Source organism: Rheinheimera lutimaris, from assembly GCF_013283795.1.
GTDB lineage: Bacteria > Pseudomonadota > Gammaproteobacteria > Enterobacterales > Alteromonadaceae > Alishewanella > Alishewanella lutimaris.
In genome coordinates this window covers 129,188-150,797 of record NZ_JABSOD010000007.1, presented here as the reverse complement: position 1 = coordinate 150,797, position 21,610 = coordinate 129,188, and the positions used below count along the sequence as shown (strand labels likewise).

21 protein-coding genes are annotated in these 21,610 nt (G+C 50.5%); 13 read left to right on the top strand and 8 right to left on the bottom strand.

The genetic code is table 11. From position 1 onward, the window contains the following. The first annotated feature begins 14 nt into the window (after positions 1 to 14). Genes purM through HRH59_RS09225 form a run of 3 tightly spaced genes read left to right on the top strand, consistent with a single transcriptional unit; the run spans position 15 to position 2,447 of the window. The gene (purM, locus tag HRH59_RS09235; RefSeq protein WP_173500987.1) at positions 15 to 1,058 is read left to right on the top strand and encodes a phosphoribosylformylglycinamidine cyclo-ligase; all 1,044 of its coding nucleotides are present in this window, start codon (positions 15 to 17) and stop codon (positions 1,056 to 1,058) included. Positions 1,059 to 1,066: 8 nt separating this feature from the next. Next, on the top strand, positions 1,067 to 1,714 hold the full coding sequence (gene purN, locus HRH59_RS09230) for a phosphoribosylglycinamide formyltransferase (protein WP_173500986.1): 648 nt from the start codon (positions 1,067 to 1,069) through the stop codon (positions 1,712 to 1,714). Beyond that, positions 1,698 to 2,447 (top strand): DUF3108 domain-containing protein, encoded by a 750-nt coding sequence (locus HRH59_RS09225; RefSeq protein ID WP_173500985.1) that lies wholly within the window; start codon positions 1,698 to 1,700, stop codon positions 2,445 to 2,447. Before purN ends, HRH59_RS09225 begins: the two co-directional genes overlap by 17 nt. On the opposite strand, the gene HRH59_RS09220 is transcribed toward HRH59_RS09225, so the two are convergent. Then, positions 2,426 to 2,593, bottom strand: a complete 168-nt coding sequence (locus HRH59_RS09220; protein WP_218573486.1) for a class II glutamine amidotransferase — start codon at positions 2,591 to 2,593, stop codon at positions 2,426 to 2,428. The two genes, HRH59_RS09225 and HRH59_RS09220, sit on opposite strands and share 22 nt — an antisense overlap. A gap of 211 nt (positions 2,594 to 2,804) precedes the next feature. On the opposite strand from HRH59_RS09220, the gene fadE reads away from it, so the two are divergent. Continuing rightward, positions 2,805 to 5,282, top strand: a complete 2,478-nt coding sequence (fadE, locus tag HRH59_RS09215; protein WP_173500984.1) for an acyl-CoA dehydrogenase FadE — start codon at positions 2,805 to 2,807, stop codon at positions 5,280 to 5,282. A gap of 78 nt (positions 5,283 to 5,360) precedes the next feature. Here the strand turns inward: fadE and HRH59_RS09210 are convergent, their stop codons facing one another. After that, positions 5,361 to 7,937, bottom strand: coding sequence for an ExeM/NucH family extracellular endonuclease (locus tag HRH59_RS09210; protein ID WP_173500983.1), 2,577 nt, complete (start codon positions 7,935 to 7,937; stop codon positions 5,361 to 5,363). Between the two features lie 248 nt (positions 7,938 to 8,185). Between HRH59_RS09210 and ppnP the strand changes: the two genes are divergently transcribed. From ppnP to HRH59_RS09195, 3 genes are all read left to right on the top strand, one after another. Continuing rightward, the gene (gene ppnP, locus HRH59_RS09205; protein WP_173500982.1) at positions 8,186 to 8,467 is read left to right on the top strand and encodes a pyrimidine/purine nucleoside phosphorylase; all 282 of its coding nucleotides are present in this window, start codon (positions 8,186 to 8,188) and stop codon (positions 8,465 to 8,467) included. Positions 8,468 to 8,488: 21 nt separating this feature from the next. Further along, positions 8,489 to 10,291, top strand: coding sequence for an ABCB family ABC transporter ATP-binding protein/permease (locus HRH59_RS09200; protein ID WP_218573485.1), 1,803 nt, complete (start codon positions 8,489 to 8,491; stop codon positions 10,289 to 10,291). Between the two features lie 145 nt (positions 10,292 to 10,436). Then, on the top strand, positions 10,437 to 12,275 hold the full coding sequence (locus HRH59_RS09195) for a M2 family metallopeptidase (RefSeq protein WP_173500981.1): 1,839 nt from the start codon (positions 10,437 to 10,439) through the stop codon (positions 12,273 to 12,275). 128 nt (positions 12,276 to 12,403) lie between these two features. On the opposite strand, the gene HRH59_RS09190 is transcribed toward HRH59_RS09195, so the two are convergent. Continuing rightward, a complete protein-coding gene (locus HRH59_RS09190) occupies positions 12,404 to 12,808 on the bottom strand; it encodes a hypothetical protein (RefSeq protein WP_173500980.1) in 405 nt (134 codons plus the stop codon). Positions 12,809 to 12,899: 91 nt separating this feature from the next. Then, the gene (locus tag HRH59_RS09185; protein WP_173500979.1) at positions 12,900 to 13,538 is read right to left on the bottom strand and encodes a hypothetical protein; all 639 of its coding nucleotides are present in this window, start codon (positions 13,536 to 13,538) and stop codon (positions 12,900 to 12,902) included. A gap of 472 nt (positions 13,539 to 14,010) precedes the next feature. On the opposite strand from HRH59_RS09185, the gene HRH59_RS09180 reads away from it, so the two are divergent. Then, complete coding sequence (locus HRH59_RS09180) at positions 14,011 to 14,280, top strand: lipase family protein (protein ID WP_173500978.1); 270 nt, start codon at positions 14,011 to 14,013, stop codon at positions 14,278 to 14,280. 44 nt (positions 14,281 to 14,324) lie between these two features. Here the strand turns inward: HRH59_RS09180 and yjjG are convergent, their stop codons facing one another. The 4 genes from yjjG to HRH59_RS09160 all read right to left on the bottom strand — a co-directional run bounded on the left by yjjG (position 14,325) and on the right by HRH59_RS09160 (position 18,089). Continuing rightward, on the bottom strand, positions 14,325 to 14,999 hold the full coding sequence (gene yjjG / locus HRH59_RS09175) for a pyrimidine 5'-nucleotidase (RefSeq protein WP_173500977.1): 675 nt from the start codon (positions 14,997 to 14,999) through the stop codon (positions 14,325 to 14,327). Between the two features lie 248 nt (positions 15,000 to 15,247). Continuing rightward, entirely contained in the window at positions 15,248 to 16,156 is a 909-nt protein-coding gene (locus tag HRH59_RS09170) for a Gfo/Idh/MocA family protein (protein ID WP_173500976.1), read from the bottom strand. A gap of 64 nt (positions 16,157 to 16,220) precedes the next feature. Further along, on the bottom strand, positions 16,221 to 17,120 hold the full coding sequence (locus HRH59_RS09165) for a dienelactone hydrolase family protein (RefSeq protein ID WP_173500975.1): 900 nt from the start codon (positions 17,118 to 17,120) through the stop codon (positions 16,221 to 16,223). Positions 17,121 to 17,216: 96 nt separating this feature from the next. Next, the gene (locus HRH59_RS09160; protein ID WP_173500974.1) at positions 17,217 to 18,089 is read right to left on the bottom strand and encodes an MBL fold metallo-hydrolase; all 873 of its coding nucleotides are present in this window, start codon (positions 18,087 to 18,089) and stop codon (positions 17,217 to 17,219) included. 115 nt (positions 18,090 to 18,204) lie between these two features. Here HRH59_RS09160 and HRH59_RS09155 point away from each other — a divergent pair, with 115 nt between their 5' ends. From HRH59_RS09155 to HRH59_RS09135, 5 genes are all read left to right on the top strand, one after another. After that, positions 18,205 to 18,954: a sulfite exporter TauE/SafE family protein gene (locus tag HRH59_RS09155; RefSeq protein WP_173500973.1), complete on the top strand. Its 750-nt coding sequence runs from the start codon at positions 18,205 to 18,207 to the stop codon at positions 18,952 to 18,954. Between the two features lie 22 nt (positions 18,955 to 18,976). Next, positions 18,977 to 19,378: a rhodanese-like domain-containing protein gene (locus HRH59_RS09150; protein WP_173500972.1), complete on the top strand. Its 402-nt coding sequence runs from the start codon at positions 18,977 to 18,979 to the stop codon at positions 19,376 to 19,378. Positions 19,379 to 19,408: 30 nt separating this feature from the next. Further along, on the top strand, positions 19,409 to 19,813 hold the full coding sequence (locus HRH59_RS09145) for a YeeE/YedE family protein (protein WP_173500971.1): 405 nt from the start codon (positions 19,409 to 19,411) through the stop codon (positions 19,811 to 19,813). 10 nt (positions 19,814 to 19,823) lie between these two features. After that, positions 19,824 to 20,231, top strand: coding sequence for a DUF6691 family protein (locus HRH59_RS09140; protein ID WP_173500970.1), 408 nt, complete (start codon positions 19,824 to 19,826; stop codon positions 20,229 to 20,231). 107 nt (positions 20,232 to 20,338) lie between these two features. Beyond that, a complete protein-coding gene (locus HRH59_RS09135; RefSeq protein ID WP_173500969.1) occupies positions 20,339 to 21,556 on the top strand; it encodes a methyl-accepting chemotaxis protein in 1,218 nt (405 codons plus the stop codon). Positions 21,557 to 21,610: the final 54 nt, after the last annotated feature.

Genomic DNA, 21,610 nt, shown 5'->3' with positions numbered 1-21,610 from the left:
ATTCGAGGATTGCCGTGAGCGAGCAGAAAACATCGTTAAGCTACAAAGACGCCGGAGTTGATATTGACGCAGGTAATGCGTTGGTTGAACGGATTAAAGGCGCCGTCAAACGCACACGCCGCCCTGAAGTTATGGGTGGATTAGGTGGTTTTGGCGCCCTGTGCCAAATTCCGGCCGGCTACAAAGAGCCGGTGCTGGTATCAGGCACTGACGGTGTAGGCACCAAGTTGCGCCTGGCAATGGATTTAAAACGCCACGACGGTGTCGGCATTGACCTGGTGGCCATGTGCGTTAACGACTTGGTAGTTCAAGGTGCTGAGCCGCTGTTTTTCCTGGATTATTACGCGACCGGCAAATTAGATGTCGATACCGCTTCTGCAGTGGTTAACGGTATTGCCGAAGGTTGCTATCAGTCCGGTTGTGCTCTGGTGGGTGGTGAAACCGCTGAAATGCCGGGCATGTACCATGGTGAAGATTACGACATCGCCGGCTTTTGTGTCGGTGTAGTAGAAAAAGCCGATATTATCGATGGCACTAAGGTACAACCGGGTGATCAATTAATCGCCATGGCCTCTTCCGGCCCGCATTCCAACGGTTTCTCATTAATCCGTAAGGTATTAGAAGTTAGCGGCCAAAGCCCGGATACATTGCTGGAAGGCAAATCACTGGCTGATCATCTGCTGGAGCCTACCCGCATTTATGTGAAAAACCTGCTTAACCTGTTTAAGCAAACCCCGGTACATGCGCTGTGCCATATTACCGGCGGCGGCTTCTGGGAAAATATTCCGCGCGTGTTACCGGAAAATACCAAAGCTGTTATTGACGGCAAGAGCTGGCAGTGGCCGGCCATTTTCAACTGGTTGCAACAACAGGGCAATATCAGCCGCCACGAAATGTACCGCACCTTTAACTGCGGCGTAGGCATGCTGGTAGTGGTACCACAGGACAAACTGCAACAGGCCATCAGTATACTGCGTGATGCCGGCGAAACAGTATGGCACTTGGGTGAAATTCAATCTGCAGCTGCAGGTGATGAGCTGGTTATTATTAACGAATAAGGCAACCGATGAAATCTATCGTCGTACTGATTTCCGGCAGCGGCTCTAATCTGCAGGCCATTATTGATGCCTGCAGCAGCGGTTTTATTCCAGGCAAAGTCAGTGCCGTTATTGCCAATAAAGCCAACGCCTATGGCTTGGTGCGCGCTAATGAGGCGGGCATCAGCACTCAGGTACTCAGCCATAAAAATTATGCCAGCCGCGAGAAATACGATATTGCACTGATGGATGCCATAGACCAGCACCAACCGGATCTGGTGGTGCTGGCCGGTTTTATGCGTATTTTAACTCCGGCCTTTGTGCAGCACTTCAGTGGCCGCTTGTTAAATGTGCATCCTTCCTTGCTACCAAAATATCAGGGGCTGGATACGCATCAGCGCGCCATTGATGCCGGCGACACTGAGCATGGTTGCAGCGTGCATTTTGTTAACGAGCAACTCGATGGCGGGCCGGTTATTTTGCAAGCCAAGGTGCCACTGTTTAACGATGATGACGCCGCCAGCCTGGCAGAGCGGGTACATGAACAAGAACACCGTATTTATCCGTTAGTGGTACGTTGGTTTTGCCAAAACCGTTTACAACAGCAGGCAGATCAGGCATGGTTGGATGGCAATGTATTAGCAGCCAACGGTTATGCCAATGATGATGAAGACTAACCGGCGCCTGTGGGCGCCTTTTATTGTATTAGCAACACTTTTTTGCTCAGCAGCCCGTGCTGAGATCCCACCATTAAGCAGTTTTAATGCTGACTATGTTGTGTATCGTGCCGGTAAAAAGCATGGTGAAGCCAACCGCTATTTAAAAGTAACTGAACAAGGTTATCAACTTGGCTACAGCAGCGATATCAGCTGGATGATTTTTTCCGATAAACGGCAGGAAGTCTCTGACTTTATTGTCAATAACGGCAAAATCCAGCCTCTGCGTTACGTACTTAACCGCAGCGGTAGCGGGCCAAACCGTTACTACGAGCTGAATCTCAACCCCGATACCAAAGTGCTGACAGAGGGCAAAAGCCGTAAACCCAAGGCGGTAGAGTGGCAGGATGACTGGCAAGATCAAATCAGTTATCAGCTACAACTGGCGCTGGATCTGAAAGCCGGCAAAACAGAATTCAGTTACAACGTACTGAACCGTAACGGTAACAGTAAGTTGTACCACTACAAAGTAGTAGCCGAAGAAAAGCTGCCCCTGCCTTATGGCAATATCAACACGCTGCGTATTGCGCGGATTGAAGCAAACAGCGACAAACAAATTTATGCCTGGGTAGCACCGGAGCTGGACTACCTGCTGGTACGTTTATGGCGCGGTGAAGATAATGTCGAACAATTTGATGTACAGCTACACAAATTAGATCTGACACCGCAGGTTCAGGCCAACGGCTCACCATAACGGAACAACTGGCTGTCGCCGGGCTGCATGTTGTGCCACTGCTCATTGTTGGTCAGTGGCTCAGTAGCAATAATGGTTACCACGTCGTTGGGTGTGGTTTGAGTGGTAAAATCAATATCCACATCCACGTTTGATAAACCCGCCACACCCAAAGGTGCTCCACGCTCTTTTGAACCTTTAAAACTGCTTCTGACAGGCGAAAATGAGCCAAACAGCTATGCTTAAGCGTATAAGCCTGCGAGTTGCAACTTAAGTTGACAATCACTTTGTATAACAACGCCGTTCAGGGCTTGCAACTTTAACCAAAGCGTTCTACTCTAGCCAGATAGTGGTCAGACCTCTTATCAGGAGCAAAAGATGGAAGTGTTTATTCTCTGCGCGGTGCTTATCGCCGCAATCGGTATCCTGGCATACAACCGTGCCAGCTTAACTATGTTTACCGCCGCGATAGCGGTAATTCTGGCTACAGGTACTGCCTTTGACGCCGTAGGTACAATAGCCTGGGTAGTGTTTTTACTGCTGGCGTTGCCATTAAATATCGCTGTAATACGTCAGCAATACCTTACCAAGCCGTTGTTGAAACTATACCGCAAAATAATGCCGGAAATGTCTACCACGGAAAAAGAAGCTATTGACGCCGGCACGACCTGGTGGGAAGCCGACTTATTCCGCGGCAACCCGGATTGGCACAAGATGCATAACTTCCCGGTGCCCCGTTTAAGCGCGGAAGAGCAGGCGTTTTTGGATGGTCCGGTAGAAGAATTACTGGCGATGGTCGATGATTGGCACACCACGCATGAGCGTGCCGATTTAGCGCCGGAAGTGTACCAGTACCTGAAAGACAAAGGCTTCTTCGCCATGATCATCAAAAAAGAATATGGTGGTCTGGAGTTCTCTGCGTTCGCTCAATCTTGCGTGCTGCAAAAATTAACCAGTAAAAGCATGGTGTTATCCAGTGTTGTCGGGGTACCTAACTCGTTAGGCCCGGGCGAGCTGTTGCAGCATTATGGTACTGATGAACAGAAAAAACATTATTTACCCCGTCTGGCCAAAGGCCTTGAAGTACCTTGTTTCGCGCTGACCAGCCCGGAAGCCGGCTCTGACGCAGGTGCCATTCCGGATACCGGTATTATTTGTAAAGGCCAGTGGGAAGGCAAAGAAGTTATCGGTATGCGCCTGACCTGGAACAAGCGTTATATTACGCTGGCGCCTATTGCCACCGTGCTGGGCTTAGCCTTTAAACTGTACGACCCGGAAAAGCTGATTGGTGATGACGAAGAGCTGGGTATTACCTGTGCACTTATTCCGGTTAGCACGCCTGGCGTAAAAATCGGCCGTCGTCACTTCCCGTTGAATGTGCCGTTTCAAAACGGCCCTACCCAGGGTGATAACATCTTTGTACCGCTGGATTACATTATCGGTGGCGCCAAAATGGCCGGCCAGGGCTGGCGTATGCTGGTAGAGTGTTTATCCGTAGGCCGCGCTATTACGCTGCCGTCAAACAGCACCGGTGGTATTAAAGCAGTAGCCTTAGCTACCGGCGCCTATGCCCGTATCCGTCGTCAGTTCAGGTTACCTATTGGTAAAATGGAAGGCGTTGAAGAAGCGATGGCGCGCATTGGTGGTTATGCCTATATGGCTGATGCATCTACCAGCATGTCAGTAGGTTCAATTGATTTGGGCGAGAAACCATCGGTTATCTCGGCCATTACCAAATACCATATGACCGAACGCATGCGTCAGGCGATTATTGATGCCATGGATATACACGGTGGTAAGGGTATTTGTATGGGCCCGAATAACTACCTGGCCCGTGGCTATCAGGGCGCTCCGGTTGCTATTACGGTAGAAGGCGCCAATATTTTAACACGTAATATGATCATTTACGGCCAGGGCGCTATCCGCTGTCATCCATATGTACTGGCAGAGTTACAGGCTGCGCAGTTAGATGATCAGGGCGCAGCAGTAACAGCCTTTGATAAAGCCTTGTTTGGCCATATCGGTTTTGCTATCAGCAACTTCTTCCGCACTTTCTGGTTATCGTTAACCGGTGGAGCCTTCAGCAGTGCGCCATACAGCGATGCTACAGCGAAGTACTACAAGCAGATGAACCGTTTCAGCGCCGCTATGGCACTGATGTCAGACGTGGCAATGGGTACCCTGGGTGGCGATTTAAAACGCCGTGAGCGCATTTCCGCCAGGTTGGGTGATATTTTAAGTATGCTGTACCTGACCTCAGCCGTGTTAAAACGCTACAACGACGAAGGCCGTAAAATTGATGACTTGCCGCTGGTGCAATGGGCCTGTGAAGACAACCTGGCTAAAGCCCAGTTAGCGCTGAACGAGTTATTTGATAACTTCCCTAACCGCGTAGTGGGTGTGGCATTGAAACGTGTGGTGTTCCCGTGGGGCCGTACACTGCGCAAAGCGTCTGACGTTATCGAGCACAAAGTTGCCCGTATTATGCAAACGCCGGGCGAAGCACGCTCGCGCTTGGGCAGCCATATGTACTTAACCAATGAGCCGCAAAACCAACTTGGTTTAATGGAGCAGGCGTTACTGGATGTACTGGCAGCAGAGCCGGTGTTTGACAAGGTCACGCACGCGGCCGGTAAGCGGTTGCCGTTCTTCCGCTTAAACGAAGTGGCAGACTTAGGATTAGAGCTGAAAGTAATTAGCGAAGCCGAAGCCGAAATACTGCGCACCGCAGAAAAAGGCCGCTTGTTCGCTATCAACGTTGATGACTTTGAGCCGGCTTATTTGGCCGCTGACAAAACCCTGACCCAACAAGGTCCCGGTGCAGTAGCGACAGATAAAAAAGTTAAAGCAGCATAACGCGGTATCCTGCTTATAATGCAAAAAAACGCCGGCTGACGCCGGCGTTTTTATTTGCTACACAGTAATCATCAACGCTTAGTCAAAATTTACCACTAAATCTGCCGAGCAACTGGCTGTCGCCTGCTGACAAATTTTGTAAGTGACGCTTATCGCATCAGAGCGGAAGTTATCATTCACCCGGCCAGAGCGGTTTAACCCGCGCACTGCTTCGTTGTCACGGTACAGGGTTAAATCTGTGGCACTGCCATCCCAACGCAGTTGCACCAAGCTTTGACCTGAGCGCGAACGCACAGTACGCAGCAGCTCCAAGGTTACATCCAGCGGTGGTATAACGGCCGGCAAACTGAACGACACCACTACCGGATCGTGATCTGACGAGCGGTACGCATCAGCAGCATAGTAATCCAATTGCTGCTGGGGCGATTTAAACTCGACATTGTAATCCAGCGCTATCGGCTCATCGGCGTTAATATTCCACTTGGTCGCATCTGCCAGATATTGCAACGCCATATCATTTAACAGCGCATGATCCAATGCACCGGATTGACCGGAGAACACATAACCATGGCCCGGCACTTTACCCAATGCTTCAAACACATTGATATAACCGGCTTGCGCCAGCGCCATTATCGGATCTTCCTTGGCATAGGCGTTCAAATCGCCCATTACCACGGCCGGGGTATCAGCGAAATGCTCAGCAGCGAACAAACCTATCGCCTGCGCAGCGCGGGTGCGGCTGATATTACAGTTACCCTGGCCATCACCGGTATCACCGTCTTCTGCACCACACCCTGAGCCTTTAGATTTTAAGTGATTTACCATTACGGCAAATTCGGCATCGTTATCCAGCAAACGGAAACGTTGCGCCAGCATCGGCCGGTTACGGTTGTCATCAAACAATGCCACGCCCTGCTCATCCACTGCAGAATTGCCGGAGTCTAATATCAACAAGGGTGCAACCGGCATAACCAGATCGGCGCGATAAATTAAGCCTACAGCAATTTCATCTGTGCCCACCGGGCCGCCGGCATTAATATACTGCCAGCTGTCATTACCGGATACAGTGCGCAGGCCCGTTACCAAGTCGGCAATGGCAGAAGTGTCAGCGTAGCCGTCGTTTTCAATTTCCATCAGGCCAATTACGGCAGCATCCAGCGCAACCATGGCAGAGAGGATTTTTGCCCGCTGGCGCTCAAATTCCAACGCACTGTGGGCACCGCGGGCGGTCGGGAAGCCGCCACCCAGACCATCGCCGTTAAAGTAGTTCAGTACATTAAAGCTGGCCAGCTTAACATTGCCATCAGAGCCTAATTCCGGTGCGGCAGTGCGCGGGTTACTATGCACAAAATTAACGCTTTGCGTTGGCATAATGCGGTATTCATTAAAACCGTAGTGCACAGTGCCGGTTAAGTTAAGCACGGTGTCACCGCTGCGCACCACATTAGCCGCAGATAAACCACCGGTAGGATAAGGCACAGTTTCAGGGTTTTGCACGCTGCTGGCATCATCTAACACAATTTTATTCAGCGCATGCTCTGCCGCCAACGCTATAGCCTCAGGCCCCGGGCTTACTACCTGGGTTGGCGTGTAACGCCGGCCATTGGCTAACGTCAGTTCACCAAAGCGGCCCAGCGTAAAGGTGTCGTTTACCGTCAACGGCTGAGCAAAACTTACCAACATACCTTCAACCGCCTCAAGCTGAGCCAGGCTGCTTACCGGCAGCGCAAAAGGCGTTGGCGCCGGTAATTCACTGCTGCCACAATCAAGGCTGGCAGCGACATTGGTCAGTTGCGTATGGCCGTTAAATTCGGCTACCGTTGCCAGTAAACGCACGCGCTGGCCAGCCGTTATCGCAATATCAGTGCTATTAACATAAACAAACACGCCCTCTGAGGTTGCCGGATCGTTATCTTGCTCTGCCAGCGGCGCCTGAATAGTGTAGCCACGTAAACCCGGTAAGGTTTGCGTGACAATCGCCTCCACCTGCACCACCTGGCCAACTAACGGACTGACAAAGTCTGCGCCCTGAATAGCAAAAATCGGCGTTGCCGCTGCACCACAGGCTAATATCGGGTCCGGATCCGGATCTCCGGGGTCACCGCCTTCGCCGTTAAACAGGCCAATGTCACTAAAGTCATCCTGCGCAAAACCCAGCCATTGCTCTGCAGGCTCAAAGCTATCTTCGGGGTTTGCATCATAACTTACGGCTGATCGGCGCAGAGTATCGTTAGCGGTGGTAATACTACCGCTGCCCCAGGCTGAGCCCGGGTCAAAGCCTAACTGGCCAATCGAATCCAGTACTACGCCGTTTTTGCTCAGCGTAATCGTATCGTCACCGTTCCACAGGCTTTGTGTTACCTGTAAGTCGGTCAGTGCCAGTAGCTCTGCTACTGAGTCATTGTCGGCAATAACAAAGGTTGCTCCTGCACCAATATTACCGCTGAGATTAATCGTAGTGCCAACAGTGGTACTGCCGTTGAAGTAGACCTGAACGCTGTAGCCATCCAGCGCAATCGCATTGTCAGTTGGGTTGTACAGCTCCAGCGCTTTATTATTGCCGGACCCTTCCACATATTCGGAAATAAACAGTTCGGCAGAAACTGCCGGCGCCAATAACATGGCCATAGTTGCTGATAATGTCCTGATTTTCATTCTTGTGCTCCCTGGTTGTTTTATTAAGGACAACCGAATATAAAACGCTTTTATGGCATATTCATTAACTTTGGTTAATTTATGACACTTATTTTATTACATCTTGGCGTCAACATTTTTTACACCCGCAACCTGGCGCCGCGCAGATTAAATAATTAGCCGTAAAGCCATCTGAATTTAAGCCCGCCACTTCCATCTGCAGCGCGGATCAGGTTTACTGTGGCAGAGCTTTTATAACGGAGAGTAAGATGTTTAAAGTAAACCAGTATTTTGACGGTAAAGTGGCCTCTATTGCCTTTGCCGGTGAGCAGTTGCCGGCCACGGTTGGTGTAATGGCACCGGGTGAGTATGAATTCGGTACCAGCCAACACGAAGTGATGACAGTAGTCAGCGGCGCCCTGACGGTATTGCTGCCGGGCGCGAACGGTTGGCAAACCTACAGTCGTGGCCAGCAATTTGAAGTACCGGCCAACAGCAAATTTCAGTTGCAGGTAGCAGTAGATACCGCGTACCTTTGCACCTATGCCTGATGTCGTAACAAGGACACCTTCATGCGCGGTATGCGCTCTGCAGCAAAACAACCTGAAGCGGTAAAACGGCCGCAAGCTACTAACCTTAAGCAAACGCTGGCCATGTTATGGCCCTATTTGTGGCAGTTTAAATACCGCGTAATGCTGGCGCTGCTGGCATTGATCGCCGCTAAAGCCGCGGTACTGCTGATGCCGTTAGCACTGAAATACATTGTCGACGCGCTGGACAGCGGCCAACACAGCCTATTGCTGGTGCCGGTGGCACTGCTACTGCTGTATGGTGGCCTGCGCTTTGCCGGGGTATTTTTTGGTGAAGTGCGTGACGCCCTGTTTGGCCGGGTTACAGAGCATGCCATGCGCCAGCTCGGCCTGAAAGTGTTTAAGCACCTGCACAGTTTGGAATTGTCTTTCCATCTGGACCGGCAAACCGGCGGCATCAGCCGCGATATAGAGCGCGGCACCAATGGGTTAAGTTTCCTAATGCGCTTTTTAATGTTTAATATCGCGCCTACCCTGTTTGAAATTCTGGCCGTCGCCGTCATTTTTGCCGCGCTGTTCTCGCCGCTGTATTCGCTGGTTACCGTGCTGGCCGTCAGTATTTATATCTTCTTCACCGTGGTGATTACCGAGTGGCGTAACAAATACACCCGCGAAGCCAACCAGGCCGATAACACTACCAACAGCCGCGCCATTGACAGCCTGCTGAACTATGAAACGGTAAAATACTTTAATAACGAGCAGTATGAAGCACAAACCTATGACAGCTTTTTAGCCAAATGGGAGCAAGCGCGGTTAAAAAACCGCTTAAGTCTGCTGGCATTAAACTCGGGCCAGGCGCTGATTATAGCTGCCGCTATTACCGCACTAATGTGGCTGGCCGCAGATGAAGTGGTCAATAAACAGCTGACACTGGGTGATCTGGTGATGGTAAATGCTTATATGATCCAGTTGTTTCTACCGCTGAATTTTTTAGGTTTTGTTTACCGCGAAATTCGCCGCGCGCTAACCGACCTGGAAAATATGCTTGGCTTGCTTAAACGTGCACCGCAGATTGTCGATACGCCCGATGCCAAGCCGCTGGCTCTGGCTAAGGGTGCTATTGAATTTAACCGGGTTGAATTTGGTTATCAGAGTCAGCGGCCTATTTTGCAGCAGCTGAGTTTTAGCGTGCCCGCCGGCAGCAAGGTGGCGATAGTTGGTGCCAGCGGTGCCGGTAAAAGCACTATCGCCCGCTTGCTGTATCGCTTTTACAGCATCGGCGGCGGTAGTATCTGCATTGATGGCCAGGATATCAGCACGCTCACGCTGGACAGCCTGCGCCGCGCCATTGCCATAGTGCCGCAAGACACTGTGCTGTTTAACAACAGCATTCGCGATAATATCCGTTATGGCCGCCCCGATGCCGGCGAGGCCGAAGTTGACCAGGCCATTGAACTTGCCCATCTGCGTAGCTTTATCGACAGCCTGCCACAGGGTGATGCCACTGTAGTGGGTGAGCGTGGCTTAAAAGTGTCCGGCGGCGAAAAGCAGCGCATTGCCATCGCCCGCGCTATTTTAAAAAAATCGCCGATCCTGCTGTTTGATGAAGCCACCTCAGCGCTGGACTCCAGCTCTGAGCAAGCCATCTTACAAGCGATGCGTGAAGTGGCACGTAATCACACCAGCCTGGTAATTGCGCACCGGCTATCTACCATTACCGATGCTGACAATATTATTGTGCTAAAACACGGCCGGCTGGCCGAGCAAGGCACCCATGACGTGCTGTTAGCCGCTAATGGTGAATACGCCCGCATGTGGCAGCTACAACAAAAGCAGCAGCGTTAACAAGCCGCAGCAGCTGTAACCGACACAACGCCACTCTGTAGTACAGTAGGCTGGCGTTTACCGCGAGTGCCTGTTTATACTGGTGCAGTTAATCCACGGCCATCTTTTTATAACAAAACACAAACAACAATGAAAAAGGTACCCTATGATCACATTTAAACTCTCTGCCACCGCGTTACTGGTGGGTTCTGCTTTACTGCTGGGCGGCTGCAGCCCACAGCAACAAGCCGACGCACCACAGCAGGCGGAACAAAAACAACTTACCGAAGCCGATGCACAGGCGTTTCTGGCTGAAACTGAAACCAAGCTGGTACAGCTGTACAAAGAGTCCAACCGCGCCGAGTGGATTTACTCAAACTTTATTACCGAAGATACCGCGTCACTGGCCGCTGATGTCAATGAGAAGCTGACCGTTGAAATGGTGCAGTTGGCCACAGCCGCGGCAAAATTTGACCAGGTGGCGTTATCAAATGACAGCCGGCGCAAGCTGGATAAACTCAAGCTGGCACTAACCTTACCCGCACCACAAGATGCAGCCAAAACCGCCGAAATGGCAAAAATTGTTGCTGATTTGGGCGGCATCTACGGTAAAGGAAAATACTGCAAAGCCGACGGTAAGTGTTTGTCGCTGGGTGAGATGTCAGCCATTATGGCCAGTAGCCGCGACTATGACGAACAGCTGGAAATGTGGCAGGGCTGGCGTGAGATCAGCAAGCCGATGCGACCGCTTTACACCCGCCTAATTGAGCTGACCAATGAAGGTGCCAAAGAGCTGGGCTATGCCGATACCGGCGCGATGTGGCGCTCTAAGTACGATATGCCGGCCGATGATTTTGCCAAAGAGCTGGACCGCGTCTGGGATCAAGTAAAGCCATTGTATGAATCACTGCACTGCCATGTACGCAGCAAATTATCTGAGCAATACGGTGCCGACAAAGTGCCGCTGGACAAACCGATTCCGGCACATCTGCTGGGCAATATGTGGGCGCAAAGCTGGGGTAATGTATACGACTTAGTCGCACCGAAAGACGCCGATCCGGGATATGACGTTACCGAGCTTTTAGCTAAACATAACTACGACGAAATTAAAATGGTGCGTGGCGCCGAAGCGTTTTTCAGCTCGCTGGGTTTTGCCCCGCTGCCGGACACTTTCTACCAGCGCTCACTGTTTACCAAGCCTGCCGATCGCGACGTGGAATGCCATGCTTCCGCCTGGGATTTAGATGCCAAAGACGATCTGCGCATTAAAATGTGTATTCAGCGCACCGGTGAAGAGTTCTCGGTTATTCACCACGAATTGGGCCACAACTATTACCAGCGCGCCTATAAAGATCAGCCGGTGTATTATCAGGAAAGTGCTAACGACGGCTTCCACGAAGCTATCGGCGACACCATTGCCCTGTCGGTCACGCCGGATTACTTAAAACAAATTGGTTTACTGGATAAGGTACCGGACGAGAGCAAAGACATTGGCCTGTTGCTGAAAATGGCGATGGACAAAATTGCCTTTGTGCCCTTTGGCTTGTTAGTCGATCAATGGCGCTGGCAGGTGTTTAACGGCCATATCACGCCGGAGCAATACAACCAAAGCTGGTGGCAACTGCGCGAGAAATACCAGGGCGTAGCTGCTCCAATAGAGCGCTCAGAAGCTGATTTTGATCCGGGTGCCAAATACCATGTGCCGGGCAATGTACCCTACACCCGTTATTTCTTAGCGCATATTTTGCAGTTCCAGTTCCACAAGGCATTGTGTGATATCGCCGGTAACGAAGGTGCGGTGCATCGCTGCTCGATATACAACAGCAAAGAGGCCGGCGCCAAGCTAAACCAGATGCTGGAAATGGGCTCCAGCCAAAGCTGGCAGCAAGCGCTTGAAGTAGTAACCGGCAAGCCGGAAATGGACGCCACCGCAATACTGGATTACTTCGCCCCGCTACAAGCTTATTTAGACGAGCAAAACAAAGGTATGCAGTGCGGCTGGTAACAGCTAGCTGTTAAAAGACAAAGCCCGCTTTTGCGGGCTTTGTCTTTGCAGACCGACATACTTATTTCGACTGTAGCTAACGCCCCTGTTCTGGCGCCAACATACTTTTGTCGCTGAGAAACGGTTTGTTAGGCCGATCTAGGCCCAGCTTTGCTAAAAATAACCTGCCAAAAGAAACCATTCTGAAACGCAAAGAGTGGCAAACCAAAGGAAATTGGATCGCCTTTCCACATGGACCAAACAGTAAAAAACACGATGGGCGAAACAAGAATCGGTAACGCAATACCCCGCCAGGTAATGTCAAGCCATGATTTACCTGCATTGAAGAGATCCCAAAGGTAATTGGCTACCATTCCCATCACCATGCAGGTCATCAGAAAGATTCCGAAAATCACTTTCGGCCATCCCGATAGCGGGTTCGGTAACGGACTTGCGCTAATCTCACTGATATACAGTATGTACAATCCAGTCGACAAAAAAGCGATTAACAGCATTACTGCACTTACAATTTGAAACATAGATCGAATGGTCATGAGATATCCTATTCAAAAGTACAAATTGCACCAGTACGGCTAGATTGAGGCCTGCATCGGACGGCATTTAACGCCCAAAGAAGCGGCGCTGTTAAGCGTCCGCCTTGCTTTGTTTGTTAGTTTCATTCTCCTCTGATGAGACAGCGTCTTCTATTTCAGACTCCTCGATAGCCTCAAGTTCTAAATAACTTACCGAATCTTCAACTTGCTCCCTTTCCATGGACCTTTGCGCTCTGGCTTCATCTCTATAAAAAGTCTCACTACCTGAATGAATGCCTGAGCCAAGCGGAGCATACCAATTTGCTTTTCCAGCTAGTTTTGTGCCATCGCCATCCACTTGTAGCAAATAATTAACTACACCCAATCTACTTCGGTCGGTGTGTTTTAGTTGCAAGCTAACAAACCGTTCTGAAATTTCCCCTTTAACATCAAAGGTTCTTATGTCGTCAATTTCAAGGTTCTGGCGGGTAGATTCCGGAAAATTATCTTTTGCTAACAAAACAGTTGCCTTGCCTGTTAGTTTTTCACAAGCCTGATTTATTTCTATTAGCACTTTCTGAGCTCTAGAAATTGAGTGCCAGCTTCCCTCGATTTTTAATCCTCTATACATAACCTGGCGATACCAAGGTAGAAAGCTGGAGAAGAAAATACTTTTAATTATTAATAAGACAGTTGCTGTTATTAAACCTGTAACTATGCCAACGACTATATTAAAAGTTACCGATTGCAAATTAGTACTCCTATCGAAACTAACATTTTATTCTTGTGCATGCTCGTTTTGTCAATTCCTATAGAGGAAACAATCCCAGGTAATCCACTGAAAAATAACCATAATTATTCAACTTCTATTTTCACAATTTGGAAAAACAAGCATGCGTTATATTTCGGGAGCTTTGCATTATATTTCTGCGCCCTTCGCGTTAAGTACCTAATCTATAGCATGTAAATAAAACCGGCAACCAGCTTATATGCAGTGTTAACGGGATATCTGACCGATAATATATAAAAACCCAAATATAACTGTATGTATTAACAGTTTTTGACATTGCTGGCGCACTGTTATGAAACTTCGCTATTACAAGTTTATGTATTGCAATTAACGACTTGATGCTTGTTTGGCAAAACACCTCAGCACTAAAGTGCTATGGTGCCTTTTTCACCAACTGCTTAGCTTGTGTGGTAACCCAACAGGAGCTAATACCATGTATAACTATAAAAATTATCTACTTACCGCCCTTGTTACCCTTTTTGCCAGTTGCAGCCTGATGCTGCAGGCGGCTTGTGTTGATGCTGTGGTGCTGGTGCACGGCAATACCGCCACACCGGCGAGCTGGAATAACACTTATAACTACTTACTGACCAAAGGCTACAGCAGCAGTATCTGGGGTGAAAATGCCAGCTATAACTACCTGCCGGGGCATTTTGGTTTGCAAACTGACACTGCAGCGCAGCAGTATCAGCTGATTAAATAATGTTCTGCATCAACCTGGCCGGTTTGCTTTTGCAGTGCCCCCTGCTAGCCCAACAACCACTGCTGCAATTGCTCAAGCGAGCTGACTTCATGGTGCGGTGTTATACCCTGTGGCCGCGCAGCGCCGTGACGGTTTAACCAGCAGGTGTCGATACCGGCATTAATGCCACCCTGAATATCCGCATGCGGGTTATCGCCCACCATTAATATGTGCTGTTTAGGTGGATGGCCCATTAAGGAAAACGCATGGTTAAAAATGTCGATATGCGGTTTAGCAACGCCAACCTGCTCTGAGATCACTAAGGTGTCAAATACATCAGCAAAACCGGTGCGCTGCAGTCGTATTTGCTGCAGTTCGGTAAAACCATTGGTAATAATGCCCAGCTTGGCCCGCCCCTTCAGCGCATTAATCAGCTCTGTGGCGCCTGGCAGCGGCGTGCAAATATCGGCCATCGCCTGCATAAAGGCGCTGTTTAACGCGCCGGCAGTTTGGCCGAGCTTTTCTGCCCAGGGCGTAAAACGGTTGACCTGTAATTGCAGTGCACTGATGTCGCCCAGCTGATACTGTTGCCATAACGGCAGATTAATGGATTGATAATACTCATATTCGTCTGCGCTAAACTGATACTGCTGACGGGAGAACATCAACTGCAGCCCGGCGAAGGCATCAAAATGAAATAAGGTTTCGTCGGCATCAAATAAAATCCACGGGTAACGCACTACAGCCTCCAACGCTAAATATCAGCCGCTAGTTTACCAGCTTGTGGCTTAACTACCCATGCCGGCAACGCAACAAGGTGTTACGCCGATATAAAACCTTACATTTTGTTGCTGGGTTGCCTGGTTTAACAGCGCTATTATTGCGCTGCATCAAAACCGGTGCGCCGGCTGTTATATAGCATATAGTCTGCGTGTTACCCTTGATGGTATTCGGCCGATCAGAACCCCAACCTTCTGATCGGTCTTTTTTATTGTTGCAGTTGTTGCACCACAAACTCACACAGCTGATGGCTGCTAAGCAGGGTTTTATTTTGCGCGCTGTTAGTGCCGCCTTTTGCCAGTTGTTGAATAAATGCCTGCAGCATTGAAACAAAACCGCGTTTGTATAGGGTGTCGTGCCAGTCGTTTACCGCCAGCTGCTGTTGCCGGTTATCCGCCGTTAGCTGGCCCTGCACCAGATTATCTACCTGCCAGTGCTGATTAACGGCAAAATACTCCAGCCGCTCAAAATTGCCACCCGCCAGGCGGTTCATTGACGCCGACACCATGGTATTGCCCGCATGCCAGCTTACCTGTACACAGCCTAATTGGCCGTCGGTAAAGTGACCATGCACCGTAGGGGTGAAATTACCGCGATTATGTAATGAGGTAGCAAAGTGGGCAAAATCCAGCAGATGAATAAAATCGTCATAGACAAAGGTGCGGGTATCGGCCGGCAGGTTGTGCCGGTTTTTCTGATACTGCAGCTGTATCGGCGTAACCGCCAATGCCGGCTGATATAACGGCACATAGCGGCGGTTAAAACCAACAAACAACAACAGATTTTTACGCTCGGCCAGTGCCAGTAATTGTTCACACTCGGCCAGTTGGTAACTGAGTGGTTTATCAATAAATACCGCTATACCGGCGTTAAGCAAGGCCGTTGCGATACTGAAATGGCTGTCGGTACTGCTGTGGATCATCACCGCATCCGGCCGGGCGGCAATCAACTGTGTAAGCTCAGTATAGCCCTCCTTAATACGGTACTGCTGCATCAACTGTTGCAACAGTGGCGCTTGCCGGGTGCACAGCAGCGGCGTTATACCCGGCATAGCCGCCATTAAGGGTAAGTAGGCTTTTTGCGCTATGTCGCCAAGCCCTAACAACGCTATTCTCATGCGGTAACCTTGTCTGAATTGCTTGCAGGCAGGTTACGCTAAAACATTAGTAACAAACAAGTTGTTAGCCCAGATGTTGGCGGAAAAACGCCAGCGTGCGCTGCCAGGCCAGTTCGGCCATCTCTTTGTTATAGCGCGCTGTCGAATCATTATGAAAACCATGGTGCGATGCCGGATACATTTCAATTTTGTAATCCAGTTTGTGCTGCTTAAACAGCGCTTCTGCCGCTGGCCACATGGCGTTTACCCGCTCGTCCAGTTCGCCCAGTTGCACCAACAGCGGCGCTTTAATATTACCGATACTGTCTGCCGGTGGTGGTGAGCCATAAAACGGCACGCCGGCATCGACGATATCAGGCAGCTCTGCCGCTAATCGGCCGGTCATGGCGCCACCAAAACAAAAGCCCACTACCCCCAACTTGCCACTGCTGCCTTCAAGCTGTTTCAGCCACTGTGCGGCGGCCTTTAAATCTGCGACTATTTTTGCCGGCTCGAGGCTGCGCTGCATATCGCGCCCATCATCATCGTTCCCCGGGTAGCCACCCAATGGCCACAGGGCATCGGGGGCAAAAGCAATAAAACCGGCTTTAGCTAAGCGGCGTGCGACATCTTCAATATAAGGGTTTAAGCCGCGGTTTTCGTGGATCACCAGCACCGCAGGCAAGGCAGCTGAGGCATTTTTGGGCTTTACCAGATAACCGCGGCCTTCACCGTGGCCTTGCGGTGATGCAAACTTTTGGTAGCTGGCAATAATATCAGCGTCATTAAACGACACCTGCTGTGCCAAGGCATAGTTGGGCAACATGCTGTTGATAAAGGTGGTGGCAAGCACCGCGTTTACCGCCAGGCCGGCCATAGCGGCAAAAAAATCGCGCCGGCTAAGCATGCCATGGGCGTATTTGTCGTACAGCTTATAAGCCTGAGCGGATATCTGAGTTGAGGGCTGTTGTGCTTTGTTTGTCATCCGTACGCTTCCCGTTGCTTAATTGTTCAGCAGGTGTACGGTTTATAGTGCAAAAACGATCGGCTGTCAGTGTCAGCCGATCGTTTCAAGCTAAACTCAGCGCTGTTTTAACGGGATTTTGATATAACTTACGCCATTGTGTTCAACTTTTGGTAGCTGACCACCACGGATATTCACCTGCACCGCCGGATAAATCAACCGTGGTACCGCCAGGGTTTTATCGCGCGCTTCACGTTTTTGCACAAACTCCTGCTCCGGCGTGCCGGCCTTTACATGAATATTCTGCGCCTTTTGCTCGGCTACGCTGGTTTGGTATTTCAGCTCACGCCCGCCCGGCTGATAGTCATGGCACATATAAATTTTTGTCTCATCCGGCAGCTGATAAATGCGCTGCACAGAACGATACAAAATATGCGCATCACCGCCCGGGAAATCGCAGCGCGCTGTGCCGGCGTCCGGCATAAACAGCGAGTCACCGACAAACAAATTGCCGGCAATCAAATAACTTACACTGTCGTTGGTATGGCCCGGGGTGTTAAGCACCTGCGCGGTTAAACTGCCGATATTGAAGCACTCGTTATCCGCAAACAACTTATGAAAATAATCGCCCTTCGCCAGCAGCTCATCATCGCCCAGATTAAACACCAGCTTAAAAGTGTGCTGCACTTTTTTAATGCCCTCGCCTATGGCCACCGGTGCGCCGGTTTTACGGTGCAGATAATCTGCCGCCGATAAATGATCAGCATGAGCGTGGGTTTCTAAAATCCACTGTACGCTAAGCTTATTGGCCGCAATGTACGCCAACATCTTATCTGCATCCAGGGTGGTCACCTCGCCGGCAGCAGCGTCGTAATTGAGCACCGGGTCAATAATAGCCGCGCTGGCACTGCCGGTATCAACCACCACATAACTGAAAGTTGAGCTGTCGGGGTCGAAAAACATTTCAATATGCAGCTTGTCAGCGCTCATACACACCTCGTAAATTAGAATATGCTAAATTTTGATTGCAGCTTAACCAAAATCACTCTAGAATGCAATTCGTGTTATAAGCATATTCCATTATGTTATATAAGGTAAAGTCATTATGTTAGCTTTGCTCGGTGCCCTGGTGATTGGCTTAAGTTTAGGCTTGTTTGGCTCTGGCGGCTCTATTCTTACTGTACCGGTATTGTTGTACCTGTTGCACATGCCGCCGCAGTTGGCGATAGCGTCGTCGCTGTTAATTGTCGCTGGCATCAGCTTATTCGGCTCAGTACGTAATGGTTTGCAACGGCTGATCAGCTGGCGCCATGTGTTGTGGTTTGGTATCCCCGGCATGGCCGGCACCTACGGTGGTGCCTGGCTGGGTACCCTGGTAGATGCCCGCTGGCAATTGCTGGTGTTTGCCCTGCTGATGCTGGTGGCTGCGGTGATGATGTGGCGCAGCAAGGTTGGCGAACTTGGCAATGGCAAAGCGTTTAAACCGGTAAAAATTGTTATCGACGGCCTGGCAGTTGGGGCCATAACCGGCTTTGTTGGCGTCGGCGGTGGCTTTTTAATCGTGCCGGCGCTGGTGCTGCTGGGCGGTTTAAGTATGCCGGTTGGGGTGGCAACCAGCCTGGTTATTATTGCGATGAAATCCTTTGTCGGTTTTGGCAAATACTATTGGGTGATGGCGGCAGACGGTGCGGTATTTGACTGGAGCACCATTGGCCTGATGATTATCGCCGGTATTGCCGGTAGCTATGTTGGCGCAGCCGTGGGCAAGCGCTTACCCAAACAGCAACTGCAGCGCGGCTTTGCCATCTTCTTAGTGATCATGGCTGCCGTCGTTATTTATCAATCTGTCCTTTAATGTCAGTTAACAGGAGCATCCAATGAAAACTTCACAACAACTTATCGCCGAAGCAAAAGCGGCCATTAAGGAAGTTACTATTAATGATCTTCACGCCGCTTTGAGCAGCGATGCAGAAACAGTATTGGTCGATGTGCGCGAGCCGGCCGAATTTGCGCAGCAGCATATTGTCGGCGCAGTAAATTATCCACGCGGCGTGCTGGAGATGAACATTCATAATCATCCGAAAGTGGCAGCCAGCGGCTGTGCCCCGGATATGGCACTGGCGCAACTGGCTCAAAGCCCGCTGTATCTGATTTGCCGCTCAGGCGCCCGCTCGGCGCTGGCGGCAGAGTCATTGCAGCGCATGGGCTTTACTGATGTGTATTCAGTAGCAGGTGGCATGCAAGCCTGGCTGGATGCCGGCTTAGCGGTTAAGCAGTAATCAGCGGTTCAACACAGTAAGGAGCACAACATGGACAACTTTACCCCGTATACGGCCTTAATTGGCGGCGGCATGATAGGCTTGGGCGCAGTGATATTATTTGTGTTTTCCGGCCGTATTGCCGGTATTTCCGGTATCGCCGGCTCAGCGCTGTTCTCCGGCGATGGCCGCAGCTGGCGCCTGGCATTTTTAGCCGGTGTTATCGCCGGGCCCTTACTGATAGCCACCCTGCTGGCTGATTTCAGTTACAGCACGCCAGAGCTTAGCTGGCAGGTTATCGTTGCCGGTTTACTGGTGGGTGTTGGCACAGGCTGGGGCAGCGGCTGCACCTCCGGCCATGGTATTTGCGGTATCAGCCGTTTATCACCGCGTTCCATCACCGCCACTGTGCTGTTTATGTTTAGCGGCATGCTGGTTGCCACCCTGCTGCGTTAAGGAGACTGCCATGCCAATTATTATTGCTTTCGTTGCCGGGTTACTGATGTCAGCCGGTATTGCTTACTCACAGATGATCGACCCAAACAAAGTATTGGGCTTTTTAACGCTGAACGCCAACTGGGATCCCAGTTTAGTGCTGGTTATGGCCGCAGCTTTGGCGGTGTACAGCACAGGTTATTGGCTATTCGGCAAAAAAGACAAACCGCTATTTGCGGCGCAGTTTAGTTTGCCAGGCAAAAAAGATTTAGATAAACCGCTGGTTATCGGCTCACTAATATTCGGTGCCGGCTGGGGCCTGGTCGGCTATTGCCCTGGCCCGGCGCTTGCCGCCATCAGCTCCGGTAGCAGTGGCACTCTGGCGTTTATTGCTGCCATGGTTGCCGGCTGGTTTATCAGTCGTAAGCTGGCTATCTGACGCGGCTTTGTTGCAGATCAAAGCGCGTGACGCCGGCAGGGTCGCGAGCGTAAAATTGCTATGTTATGCTGCTTTGCTGGTATATAACGTGGCAGGAATTGCGACTTATGAACGGTTTCACCTCCCTTTATCTGTTTATTGAACGCACATTTTTCGGCAGTTTAAGCCGGAAAATTGTGGGTAATATCAGCTTTTTAGCGGTATTTTTCTTTTTCGCGCTTTACCTTGCTTACCCCGACAGCGGTGCAAATGCCCGCTGGTGGGCTCTGCTGATACTGGGTACCGGCGCATTTGTCTTTACCATTGGCTATATGCACTATTTAATCGTACGGCCGGTAAAAGCGCTGGTGTCAGCTTTACACGATACCAACCGCAAAGGCACTGATTTAAACCACCGCCTGCCGGCTTTTACCTTTGATGAGTTTCGTACCCTGTCGGAAGAATATAACCAGTTTGTCAGCCAGTTGGGGGTGTTGCTGGGTGATATTCACCAACAGGCCGGCGAAACACATTTAGTTAACGAGCAGGTGTCAGGCGCGGTAAAAAGCACCCGCAGCCATTTGCAGGATACCGAACAGCGTAGCGGGCAAATTCGCCGCGACAGTGACCAGGTATTGCAAAATCTGGCTGATATAGTGCAGCACGGCGATGAGGTAAATCAGGTATCCGGCGTGGCGGTAGACAAAGCCAAAGTTGCCAGTAGCCAAATGCAGCAATTAAGCGGCCAGTTATCCGGCATTGTAAAATTGCTCGACAGCTTTGGCAGCACCATAAACGGCCTGCATAAAAACTCCGAAAACGTACGGCAAATTCTGGTGATGGTAGAAACCTTTTCCGACCAAACTAACCTGCTGGCATTAAATGCTGCCATTGAAGCCGCCCGCGCCGGCGACGCCGGCCGCGGTTTTGCCGTAGTGGCGGATGAGGTGCGCACCCTGGCAGCCAAAGTAAATGATGCCACCAAACAAATTTCCGGCTTTTTAAATGAAATGGAGCATTTGGTAAGCGAAACCCGCACCGAGTCACAAAGCCTGAACCAGCAGGCGCGGCAGGCACAGCAGCAAATTGCCGATACCGGCGATGAGTTCAGCCAGTTGCAACAGGAGCTGCAACTGGCAAAAAACGGTATTCAAAATATAAATACCACGGTGCTGCAACTGGAACAGCGTTACCAACATACCCATCAACATTTAAGCGCAATTGAACAGGTAACCAGCGACGCCTACAGCCAGATGGCATCAATTGATCAGGCAGCTAAAGATTTGTTGAGCGGCACCGCCCGCACCCAGCAGCAACTGGGGCGGTTTGCCCGCAGCGAGTCGTAATCTTCGCAGCACAGATATTGTTTCGCAGAACGAGAATCGAATTGCCCTAAGCTA